At 46.4% G+C, this 11,054-nt stretch carries 9 protein-coding genes; 4 read left to right on the forward strand and 5 right to left on the reverse strand.

Translation table 11 applies throughout. The annotated features are described in order from the left end of the window. The first annotated feature begins 167 nt into the window (after positions 1 to 167). Positions 168 to 1,076, forward strand: a complete 909-nt coding sequence (locus tag QMA35_RS01525) for a DMT family transporter (RefSeq protein ID WP_281645360.1) — start codon at positions 168 to 170, stop codon at positions 1,074 to 1,076. Positions 1,077 to 1,166: 90 nt separating this feature from the next. On the opposite strand, the gene QMA35_RS01530 is transcribed toward QMA35_RS01525, so the two are convergent. Both QMA35_RS01530 and QMA35_RS01535 read right to left on the reverse strand, forming a co-directional pair. Next, positions 1,167 to 2,084 (reverse strand): hypothetical protein, encoded by a 918-nt coding sequence (locus tag QMA35_RS01530; protein WP_281645361.1) that lies wholly within the window; start codon positions 2,082 to 2,084, stop codon positions 1,167 to 1,169. Then, positions 2,077 to 3,099: a DUF2157 domain-containing protein gene (locus QMA35_RS01535; RefSeq protein WP_281645362.1), complete on the reverse strand. Its 1,023-nt coding sequence runs from the start codon at positions 3,097 to 3,099 to the stop codon at positions 2,077 to 2,079. The genes QMA35_RS01530 and QMA35_RS01535 overlap by 8 nt, the downstream gene beginning before the upstream one ends. Before the next feature lie 178 nt (positions 3,100 to 3,277). Between QMA35_RS01535 and aceK the strand changes: the two genes are divergently transcribed. The 3 genes from aceK to ushA all read left to right on the forward strand — a co-directional run bounded on the left by aceK (position 3,278) and on the right by ushA (position 8,502). Then, positions 3,278 to 5,008, forward strand: coding sequence for a bifunctional isocitrate dehydrogenase kinase/phosphatase (gene aceK / locus QMA35_RS01540; protein WP_281645363.1), 1,731 nt, complete (start codon positions 3,278 to 3,280; stop codon positions 5,006 to 5,008). Positions 5,009 to 5,491: 483 nt separating this feature from the next. Beyond that, positions 5,492 to 6,814 (forward strand): OprD family outer membrane porin, encoded by a 1,323-nt coding sequence (locus QMA35_RS01545; protein ID WP_281645364.1) that lies wholly within the window; start codon positions 5,492 to 5,494, stop codon positions 6,812 to 6,814. Positions 6,815 to 6,930: 116 nt separating this feature from the next. Next, positions 6,931 to 8,502 (forward strand): bifunctional UDP-sugar hydrolase/5'-nucleotidase UshA, encoded by a 1,572-nt coding sequence (gene ushA, locus QMA35_RS01550; protein WP_281645365.1) that lies wholly within the window; start codon positions 6,931 to 6,933, stop codon positions 8,500 to 8,502. A 65-nt stretch (positions 8,503 to 8,567) separates the two neighbouring features. Here the strand turns inward: ushA and QMA35_RS01555 are convergent, their stop codons facing one another. From QMA35_RS01555 to QMA35_RS01565, 3 genes are all read right to left on the reverse strand, one after another. Beyond that, positions 8,568 to 9,344 (reverse strand): outer membrane protein OmpK, encoded by a 777-nt coding sequence (locus tag QMA35_RS01555; RefSeq protein ID WP_281645366.1) that lies wholly within the window; start codon positions 9,342 to 9,344, stop codon positions 8,568 to 8,570. Positions 9,345 to 9,560: 216 nt separating this feature from the next. Then, entirely contained in the window at positions 9,561 to 10,334 is a 774-nt protein-coding gene (locus tag QMA35_RS01560) for an outer membrane protein OmpK (RefSeq protein WP_281645367.1), read from the reverse strand. 170 nt (positions 10,335 to 10,504) lie between these two features. Then, entirely contained in the window at positions 10,505 to 11,029 is a 525-nt protein-coding gene (locus QMA35_RS01565; RefSeq protein ID WP_281645370.1) for a transposase, read from the reverse strand. Positions 11,030 to 11,054 lie beyond the last annotated feature (25 nt).

Here is an 11,054-nt window from a genome sequence, read left to right on the forward strand (position 1 = left end):
GCGAATAGAAGTCATAGTGCCTAAAGTTGACCTGAATAACACCCGTGGAACCAAGATCAACAGCAAGAATCTATAAAAACTGAATGAATTAACAGGAATCTGTAAGAAGCCATGGCCAAAAGTCCAGATACTGCTGCCATTGCCTATTTGAGTCTGGGGTATTGACTATGAATATTATGCTGTACGCAGCCACAGTGCTGATCTGGGGAACCACATGGATTGCCATCAAACTGCAACTGGGTGAAGTTGCTATCAGCGCATCCATTTTTTACCGCTTTCTTATAGCAAGTTGCGTACTGATGTTTACTCTCAAGCTCACCGGCAAGCTTCAGGCAATGACACTGCAACAACATGCCAGCTGTTTGATGCTGGGAGTTCTGCTGTTCAGCGTTAATTTTGTTTTCTTTTACAGTGCCACCCAGTACATAGTCAGTGGCTTAAGCTCTGTGATTTTCTCAATGGCAACGGTGATGAATATGGCCAACGGTTACCTGTTCTACCGCCATAAACCCACTCCACGTTTGATCACAGGTGCAGCGCTGGGAATTACCGGCGTGCTCTTCCTGTTCTGGCAAGACCTTTCTGTGGCTAGTGAAATGCACCAGACATTGTTGGGAATGGGCTTAGCGGCTGCCGGGACCTTATGTTTCTCGTTCGGCAATATGCTCAGCGCCAAACAGCAAAAACAAGGGTTCTCTGTCTTCAGTGTTAATGCCTGGGGCATGTTTTATGGCGCTGGGATGCTGGCAACCTGGACTGTCCTGCAAGGCGTGCCATTTACCATCAGCACAGAAATAAGCTATCTCGGGAGTTTGTTCTATCTAGCTATCCCTGGCTCAGTAATAGCATTCAGTTGCTATCTTTTGTTGGTTGGCCGTATTGGCCCCCAAAAAGCGGCATATTCAACAGTGCTTTTCCCGCTGGTCGCTTTGGGAATATCCACTGTTTATGAAAGCTATGAATGGAGCCTGGTTGCTTTAGCCGGTGTGGCTTTGGTTGTTGTTGGAAATATTCTGGTTTTTTATCAGGGAAACATTAAAGAGCTCATTTCCCGTAACCGGGCAGTAAATGCTTAACAGTTACTGCTCACCTCCAGGCCAGCCTGGAATATAAGTGAGGAATTATTTTCTGAACTTTATTCCATGGCTGGTATTAAAGTTTGTTGCTTAAAAACCACGCCGCCCCTGCAAACCTCCGGTGTGAATAGCCAGAAGTCGACAGCCTCTGGCTATCTTCCCCTGCACACACTTTTTATATAATGAGAACATCATCTTACCGGTATAAACCGGCTCCAGAGGAATTTCGGTTTCCTGTTCAAATTGCTCAATAAACTTTAACAGCTCAGGTGTTGTGCGAGCATAACCACCGCAGTGGGATTCGGTATCAACAGACCAGTTCTTATGTTCCTCTGAGAGGTACTGCTGAATTTCATCTTTCATCCAGCTTGCACCTTTTAGAACTGCAACGCTTTGAACACATGTTTCTGGGGCGGAACGGATTACACCAGCGGCAGTTGTACCTGTACCAGACGCCAGCCAGATTTGATCATAGGTTTCAGGAGAGACTCTTCCCGCACTCAGAATATATTCACAACCTTTTACGCCCAACTCTCCAGAGCCACCTTCAGGAACAATCCACACATCAGAACCTGACAAGCGAAGATCATCGAGTAATTGCTGCAGAAACTCCGGGTTATGCTTTACCCGATAATCTGCCCGTGAAATAAAGTGAAGCCGCATCCCCCAGCTCTCAGCATCCTGCAAAGTTGAAGATAAAACCTCCGCCCGCTCGCCGCGGATAACTCCAACAGTGGGAAAATCAATATTCTTTCCTGCAGCAGCCAAGGCATGAATATGGTTAGACCAGGCTCCGCCAAAGCTCAGAATCGAGGAGTACCCATCATCAAAAGCATGTTGAAGATGGTTTCTGAGTTTGAACCATTTGTTGCCACTGATTTTGGGATGCAGCTGATCAAGGCGGTGCATATTAAGGGTAACGTCTGCCTCCGCCAGCCAGCTTGTTTGAATAGTACTTACAGGAACTTTTTTCTCGGAAAGACGGCTAAACAGTTCAGGGTTATACATTGCGTTTGTCTAACAGCTCCCGCACAACACCCGGCACCTTTTGCCGCAGGTGAAGAGATATCTTTGCTTCATTCTTCTGCCACACAACTCCCAGCCAGATAATAGCCAAACCAATTACAGTTAAGGCGATTGGGAACAACCAGCTATTCTCAAATACTTCATTGGCCAAATGCCCCAGATAACCAGCCACACCCAAAGCGCCAAACACCACAAACACTCTTCTGGCAATAACAACACCAGAAACAGCCAGCAGCAGGTTAATACAAAGGTAGATAAATTTACTGAATTCGCTGTCTGAGTGTTGAGATGACATGCCTCCCCAAAATGCCATCACCCCAAACAGATAGAGCCAAAAGGAATAATCCAGTGTTTTGCGAGATCGAATATCCACCAGAAACGCAAACAATGTCATTGCCAAGCCAAACCACATAGTAATCCAGCCACGTTCACGCCAACCATAATCCTCACCGAGAAACAGCTCTGCAATATCCATCGACAGATACAGGAGCGTGACAGCCACAGGCATTAACATAAACGGGTAACGGTATCGCCAAATCATAATGGCTCCGACCAACAGAGTCGCAAGTTCCATATAAATCCACAGGAACTTGATATGGCGATGGAATTCCTGGTAGACCGAGTCATCGGGCCACCAACCCATAGTCTGCTGGAATCCGTATACGGCCAGAGGAGTTATTGCTATAACAAATGCTGCACAAATTCCCGCAGGAATATCCCTTCCTGCCTGCTGAAATGTTGTTGTTATAAACAAACCCAGCATCGCATACACACAGGAGATGATCAGGATTCCCGCACCGCCAAACTCTTCCCACCCTAAAGTCATAAACAACGTGAGTGCACCAATGGCAATCAGTCCACCAAAGTAATAGAGCACATGAGTGAGGTCGAAGCGGGGGCCAGACTGTTGTTTTAGAAAACTATAAAGAGGTTCAACCTGCTCTGGCTGCAGGAGGTTTTGTTCCACTGCTTTTTGGAGGGTGCCCTTGGCCACCATAACCAGACCAACCTGTTTTGTAGAGTTATTCCTATAATCCTAACACATGGCTGTTTATGGATTTTCTATCCTTTGCGCTGTTATTTAACGCTCCTCTAGGGGAAAATTCATCCAACTGCCATCACGGCCTGTATGGTGATTTATATTTTCAGGCTGTTAGAACAATAAGGGTCATGCAATGAAGAACCCAAAGAAAGTAGCTAAGGTAATTTTGAACGGCTTTCGTCGCCATTATCAGCTGTTTCAGAACATCACTGCCTCGATAAAAGGTCACTACATTAGCCAGAACTGGCCAGCCATCAGCCAATCTTCCGCAGACAGGATTTCTTACTACGACTCACGGGTTCGCGAATCCGTTAACGAAGTCAGTGAATTGCTGGGCGAGAGCAAACACGACGCTACGCTGTGGAATGAGGTTAAACAACACTATAAAAGGTTCCTGCTTTTCCATCCACAGGCAGAACTGGCAGAGACTTTTTACAACTCGGTATTCTGTAATCTTGTTCATCGCCAGTATTACAACAACCAGTTTATCTTTGTGGAGACCACGCTGCAGGATCGTATTCCGGTCCCTGTAGACACGGAATACAGAAGTTATTTCCCGGTTGAGTTTAACGATGGCGGTATTGGTGAAACTGTTAAAAAAATCATCAAAGACTTTCACTTAAACACTGAGTTTGCTGATCTTGAGAGAGACATAACCCTGTTGCAGAAAGCCTTTTTTGATCAGGCTCCGCTCACCCATCACCAGCCTTACCGTATGCGATTTGATATTCTCAAGTCACCATTTTTTCGCAATAAGTCGGCTTACATTATTGGCCGGGTGGTTTCCCGTACTGGTATTCAGCCGTTTATTATTCCGGTGCTTCACCATCCGAAGAGCGGTTTGTTTATTGATGCACTGCTCACCGACCCCCGCCAGCTTTCCATTCTGTTTGGCTTTGCCCGCGCCTATTTTATGGTGGAAACCCGCGCGCCATCCGCCCTGGTTCGCTTCCTGAAAACCCTTCTTCCCAATAAAACTCTCGCGGAACTTTACAGTGCAGTTGGTTTCCACAAACACGGCAAGACTGAATTTTACCGCGAACTACTCAACCATCTGAAAGCATCTGATGATCAATTCATCATTGCTCCCGGTGTAAAGGGCATGGTGATGGAAGTGTTCACACTCCCATCATTCCCTTATGTCTTCAAAGTAATTAAGGATAAGTTTGCTCCCAGCAAAAACTTCGGCCGGGACACCGTGCTCGAACGTTACCAGCTGGTGAAACAACATGATCGTATTGGTCGCATGGCTGACACCCATGAATACAAAGATGTTGTGCTACCCAAACACCGTTTCCCTGAGGAGCTTATCGAACAGTTTCAGGAAACTATCCCTGGATCATTCTCGATCGAAGGTGACACTGTTGTTATCAAGCATTTGTATATTGAACGGCGCATGACGCCTTTGAATATCTACCTGGATAAAGCTAACCCGGAAGAGACAGAAGAGGCCATTGATGAATACGGCCACGCTCTTAAAGAGATGATTGGCGTAAACATTTTTCCTGGCGACATGCTGCTGAAAAACTTCGGAGTAACTAACAACAGGCGAGTGGTGTTTTACGACTACGACGAGGTTCAATATATGACTGAGATGAACTTCAGGAAGATTCCACCACCTAGATGTTATGAAGATGAGATGGCAGCCGAGCCATGGTATTCCGTGGCTCCCAATGATGTGTTCCCGGAAGAGCTGGCAACCTTTGTAACTACACTGCCCAATGCCAGAAAGCTTCTACAGCAACTCCACCCTGACTTGCTTGATGCCGAGTACTGGAAGGATATTCAAAAAAGGGTGGCTAACGGTGATTTTCTGGATGTATTCCCTTACCCGGATAAACAGCGTTTCTATCATCAGTGGTAACTGATGAAGCCACTATTAATTTCGAATGGTGTAATTTCGAATAGTGGCTTAGCAGGGTGTGTTCACAATGAAATATCAAGCTCTTGTTTAATTATGAACACCCCTAATTACTTTTGCAGTATTACCGCCTTAGGGATAACAGCCCAGTGAAGTTATCTATTCATTATGACAACTATCCAGCACCTGTCTTATACCCACAGGGTATTCCTACAAGAAATGAATACATTCTTTTTATGCATTAACCCTGTATTCAAAATATGCTGCAGATCAATAATCAAACAAAAAAAGGGGGAACAGTGAGACCACCTACTGATAATTGTGAAAAATAAGAATATTATCCCCACAGTTAAAAATTGTTCGTATCACACGCATACGAACAAGAAAGTTTCATTTTGCTCGATTTAAATGTTACAGCTTTGGGATCAAACTCATTTCGTAATCGGGCGAAAACTCAGTAAAACATACACGCCCCTGGAGTTTTTCATGTTCCGCAAGAACGCCCTTCCTTTGGCTATAGCCACTGCTATTGCTGCATCTTCTGCCGCACAGGCAAATTTCAGCAACCTTTATGAAGATGCCACCGTTGGTGGAAAACTGCGTACTGTTTATATTGAAGCAGACAAAAAAGACGGTGGAACCGATGCAGGTGCCTGGACTGTCAGTGCAGATATCACTGTAAAATCTGGCTGGGCTTACGATATGTTCGGTTTTGATGCGTCTTATTATGGCGCGATGGCCATTAACGATGGCAATACCAACGACCCGAAAAACCTGCTGACTTATGGCGACAAAGATGGCTTTAGTAAGCTGGGTCAGGCTTACCTGAAAGGTAAGTTCGGCTCCAAAGATATGGGCGCATCCTTTAAAGCCGGCCGTACTCGCATTTATACAGGCCTGATTTCCGGCTCTGGTTCCCGTTCTATTCCAAGCTCCTGGCAGGGTATTGATACTGACTTCAACTTCAACGGTTTGAATGTTGGTGTTGCCTGGGTGAATGCTGTTTTGCCTCGCGACACTCCAGACATGAAGTGGATTGAAAACAGCGAAGGCGAACGTATCGACAACATTCTTGGTATGGAAGCCAGCTACAAGTTCGACAACGGCCTGAGCCTGAAATATATGAATGGCTTTGCCAAAGATTTTGTTGAAAGCCACCAATTTATCGCCAAGAAAGGTTACGAATTATCCAACGGTAACAAGCTAACAGTTGAAGGTAATTACCGTGTATCCGAGGAAAACGGAAAACTGTGGACCGGGCAGGGCGGCTACGGCTCCAGTGACTCTGGCTTCGGCGACAAAGCCCAGACTTACGACTTCAACGTGAAGTACGGCATGGGTGCAGCGTATGTTCGCGCAGGTCTTGGTTACACCAAAGCTGACTCCTACTCTTACGGTGGCCGTGAGTACACCGGTCGTCACTACTACGACTTTGGTAAGTATTCCTACGGTGCATGGAATACCTGGACCAATTCCGGCCTGATCGAAGAGTTCTACTACGATGGCGAAAAGGTTATTGCTTTGGGTGCTGGTTACGACTTTGCCGATATGGGTATTCCAGGCCTGACTGTTGATTACAAGTTCCGTTATGGTTCTGGCATCGATCTGTCTCAGGGTGGCAGCGCTTCTGAAACTGAGCACGGCATTGACGTGAAGTACAAGTTCCAAAGCGTTAAAGGCCTGAGCACCCGCATTCGTTACGCTATCTACAATCAGGATGATCTGGTATACGCAACCAAAAACGGTGCTGCTTCCAAAGCTGAAACCGATGAGAATCAGCTGCGCGTTTACCTCGATTACAAGTTCTAAACAACATTCATGACCCCTGTCAGGGGGGCTCCCCCCCTGGCTCTGCTATTTTGTTCAGCCGCCCAATATGCTGTTGGGCAGCTTTTAAGAATGAATAACACCTCAAGGATGCCATCATGCGATCCATGCATCGCGGGCTAAAGCTATTTACGGCTACCGCCCTTGCGCTTTCCGTCAGCGCCTGCTCATTCCTTCAGCACCAGCCTGAAGCGACTTACGAGAAGGACAAAACCTACAAACTGACTGTTCTGCACACTAACGACCACCACGGCCGTTTCTGGCAGGATCGTAAAGGCCGCTGGGGCATGTCTGCCCGTATGACTCTGGTTAAGCAGATTCGCAGTGAAGTAGAAGCTGAAGGCGGTAATGTACTGTTACTCTCCGGCGGCGATATTAATACCGGAGTGCCTGAATCCGACCTGCAAGATGCAGTGCCCGATTTCAAAGGCATGAACATGCTGGGCTACGATGCCATGGCTGTGGGCAACCATGAGTTTGATAATCCCCGTACAATCCTGAAAATGCAGGAAGAGCTGGCGAACTTCCCATTCCTGTCTGCCAACATCATTAATGAGAAGACCGGCAAGCCGCTGTTCAATCCTTACACTACCTTCAACTTCAATGGCCTGCGCATTGCGGTTATGGGTATGACCACAACCGATACTCCCAAGCAGACCAGCCCTGAGAGTGTTGCTGGTTTAGAGTTTAAATCTCCTGTAGAAGTGGCTTCCAAGCTGGTTCCTGAACTGGAAAAGAAAGCCGACGTAATCATCGCCACCACTCACATGGGCCACTACCAGAATGGTGATTACGGGGTGAATGCTCCAGGTGATGTGACTTTGGCGCGAAGTGTTGATGGCATCGACCTGATTGTTGGCGGCCACTCTCAAGACCCACTGTTTGAGCCAGATCTGCAAAACGGTACTTACATTGTTCAGGCTCACGAGTGGGGCAAATATGTAGGCCGAGCTGATTTTGAATTCAAGAATGGTAGCCTGAAACTGGTGAGTTATGAGTTGGTTCCGGTTAACCCCAAGAATGCCAAGATTAAGATCCCTCAGGATCCAGATATGTTGGCTCTGCTGACTCCTTATCAGGAGAAGGGCGCCAAGCTTGTTGAAGCCAAAGTGGGTTCTGTTGATGAGCGCCTGATGGGTGAGCGCAAAGAAGTCCGTTTCCAGCCAACCAACTTGGGAACCCTCCTATCTAAAGCCTTTATGGAGAAGTCCGGCGCTGATTTCGCAACAATGAATGGCGGAGGTATTCGTGCCAGCATTGACGGAGGTGAGATTACCTATAAAGATGTTCTGACAGTTCTGCCTTTCGGCAACACTCTGAGCACAGTTGAAATGACAGGTTCTGAGGTTATAGATTACCTGGGCGTTGTTGCAACCAAGCCAGCGAACTCTGGTGCTTTTGCACACTTTGCTGGTATTGAGATGATTATTGATGACCACAACGTAAGTGATGTGAAGATTGGTGGCGAAGCTATCAACTACGAGAAAACTTACAAGATGGCTATCCTGAGCTTCTCTGCCAGTGGTGGTGACAAGTATCCAAAACTGAACGACAAGCCCGGTTACGTTGATACTGGTTTTATGGATGCAGATGTTCTGCGTGAGTTTGTTGAACAGAACTCCCCTCTGAGTGTTTCCAAATTTGCTCCAAAGGGTGTTGTTCGTAAATAATTCGAACTGCACTTACAAGAAACCCGGCATCAGAGCCGGGTTTCTTTTATCTACATAACTAAACGTTAGAAGTTGTACTTCAGGGTGTAGATCATCGCATTGTTGTAGCCATCAAGGCCCAGCTTCTCACTGGCATAACGGTACTGAACACCAGCGCTAATATGCTGGGTGGCGTTCCACCACAGTGCAACTGCGCCGTTAATACCAAAGTTACCGTTTGCGTCTTTGTACTCATCAGCACGCAAGAATTCCATCTCGTGCCAGTTGGTGATCATGAAATCCTGGTCCATAGCTTTGAAGTTATAACCCAGAACCCAACCAGCCATAACACCATTCTTACCATTGTAACCACCATCACTGTCTACATAGTGACCGCCAATCCAGGGCTTGACCCACAAGCCAGAGTCATTTGAATAGCGATAACCTAAACCGACAACACTGTTGGTCTCATAAAAGGCTTTGGAATTGAAATGGTAAACCTGTGAATAAAGAGAGAAGTTAGTGTCGCCGAGGTAGTAATGAAACGTACCTTTGGTGGCTATGCGCTTATTCTTACTCTCATCGTTATCACGGCTATGCCCAGGGTTTTCGAGATCATAGAAACCATAAAACTCACCCCAGTCATAACCCACTCCACCTTCAACCTCTAGAAAGTAAAAGTCTTCCTTGAATCCGAATGGGCTACGTGTGCGCTCTTCTGTTCCAGCAGACCAGTCCAGAAAGTTCACGCTAACGTCAGCAAAGCTCCACAGAGGTTCTGTGATGCTGCCTGCATTGGCAGTCCCTGCCATGCAGGCAGCTGTCAGTGCCAGAGACGCTGCAATTGTGTGTGTTTTTTTCATGGTACAACTTCTTCTTTGTGTGTGTGCCCTCAACGAGGGAGAACGAGAGTAATTCACCCTCTGTTCAAAAAAGTTGCCCCGCGTCAATTACTGCTTATTTTCCCAAGAATTTATGTATATTTTTGTTCTATAAGCGCAGTGAGGTGCTAGACGCCAGTCATTTTCTATGTACAAAAAAACCGGCAGCATGCCGGCTTTTTTGGTTTTGTATGATCTTTAGAAGTTGTACTTCAGGGTGTAGATCATCGCATTGTTGTAGCCATCAAGGCCCAGCTTCTCACTGGCATAACGGTACTGAACACCAGCGCTAATATGCTGGGTGGCGTTCCACCACAGTGCAACTGCGCCGTTAATACCAAAGTTACCGTTTGCGTCTTTGTACTCATCAGCACGCAAGAATTCCATCTCGTGCCAGTTGGTGATCATGAAATCCTGGTCCATAGCTTTGAAGTTATAACCCAGAACCCAACCAGCCATAACACCATTCTTACCATTGTAACCACCATCACTGTCTACATAGTGACCGCCAATCCAGGGCTTGACCCACAAGCCAGAGTCATTTGAATAGCGATAACCTAAACCGACAACACTGTTGGTCTCATAAAAGGCTTTGGAATTGAAATGGTAAACCTGTGAATAAAGAGAGAAGTTAGTGTCGCCGAGGTAGTAATGAAACGTACCTTTGGTGGCTATGCGCTTATTCTTACTCTCATCGTTATCACGGCTATGCCCAGGGTTTTCGAGATCATAGAAACCATAAAACTCACCCCAGTCATAACCCACTCCACCTTCAACCTCTAGAAAGTAAAAGTCTTCCTTGAATCCGAATGGGCTACGTGTGCGCTCTTCTGTTCCAGCAGACCAGTCCAGAAAGTTCACGCTAACGTCAGCAAAGCTCCATACCGGAGAAGTCAGATCTGCAGTAGCAGTCACAGACATGCATGTCGTTGAAAGAGCCAGTGCTGCCATCATTTTTTGTGTGTTTTTCATACACTTACTTCTTATATTTGTATGTTCTTGTGTGTTTGGCCGCGCAAGAGTACGCATTTTGTGTAAAAAAATAAATCCTTATGTTTGTTTATGTTTACTTATACTCCCCAAAATGCAGTATCTTCTTCGAAATTGTGTAGAAACAACCAACTGGTTTCACTACTGTCCGGTTAAGCATAAACCAGTTCCAGACTCCCCTGATTCTGGAGTGAATTGACTTCCATGCTATCCGGCGGATCACTGAATAATTCCAACAAAGAGCAACGGCGGGTCAGATTAAGACTGACTCTTCGGGCTATTTGCTGTAACGACAATTTGCAGGGTGTTGTGATCTGAGCCAGGCGCAGCAGGAGGTAGGCAATCATTGCTGTGAGCACCTGTATTTTTACAGCATTTTCACTGCGCCCAAGGAACCGCTTCACCTTCAGATTCTGCTTAATCCACTTGAAGAACAGTTCGATTTGCCAGCGGGATTTATACAAGGCGGCAATCTCTGCAGCACTTCTCTTTAGATCGTTACTGATAAAAACCAGTACTTTGCCGTCTTCTTCCCGGCAAATCTTGACCCGCCTGAGATCAGTTGGACAGTCCTTTCGACCTTTGTCAGAAGAGAGCCTGATGATTTGGTCTTCCAGGATAGAGTCGTCTGTCGTTTCACGACATTCAACGACTTCGTAAACTGCTGAGGTTTTCATCCTGCCCACAAACTGCGTGCCCTGA

The organism is Parendozoicomonas sp. Alg238-R29, from assembly GCF_947331445.1.
In the GTDB taxonomy this organism is placed as follows: Bacteria; Pseudomonadota; Gammaproteobacteria; order Pseudomonadales; family Endozoicomonadaceae; genus Sansalvadorimonas.

What these genes read in the sequence shown, in the direction of transcription:
- QMA35_RS01535 (WP_281645362.1), bottom strand. Translation starts at nt 3,099, where the DNA reads ATGGTGGCCAAGGGCACCCTCCAAAAAGCAGTGGAACAAAACCTCCTG.
- QMA35_RS01530 (WP_281645361.1), bottom strand. Translation starts at nt 2,084, where the DNA reads ATGTATAACCCTGAACTGTTTAGCCGTCTTTCCGAGAAAAAAGTTCCT.
- QMA35_RS01525 (WP_281645360.1), top strand. Translation starts at nt 168, where the DNA reads ATGAATATTATGCTGTACGCAGCCACAGTGCTGATCTGGGGAACCACA.
- QMA35_RS01565 (WP_281645370.1), bottom strand. Translation starts at nt 11,029, where the DNA reads ATGAAAACCTCAGCAGTTTACGAAGTCGTTGAATGTCGTGAAACGACA.
- QMA35_RS01545 (WP_281645364.1), top strand. Translation starts at nt 5,492, where the DNA reads ATGTTCCGCAAGAACGCCCTTCCTTTGGCTATAGCCACTGCTATTGCT.
- QMA35_RS01560 (WP_281645367.1), bottom strand. Translation starts at nt 10,334, where the DNA reads ATGAAAAACACACAAAAAATGATGGCAGCACTGGCTCTTTCAACGACA.
- aceK (WP_281645363.1), top strand. Translation starts at nt 3,278, where the DNA reads ATGAAGAACCCAAAGAAAGTAGCTAAGGTAATTTTGAACGGCTTTCGT.
- QMA35_RS01555 (WP_281645366.1), bottom strand. Translation starts at nt 9,344, where the DNA reads ATGAAAAAAACACACACAATTGCAGCGTCTCTGGCACTGACAGCTGCC.
- ushA (WP_281645365.1), top strand. Translation starts at nt 6,931, where the DNA reads ATGCGATCCATGCATCGCGGGCTAAAGCTATTTACGGCTACCGCCCTT.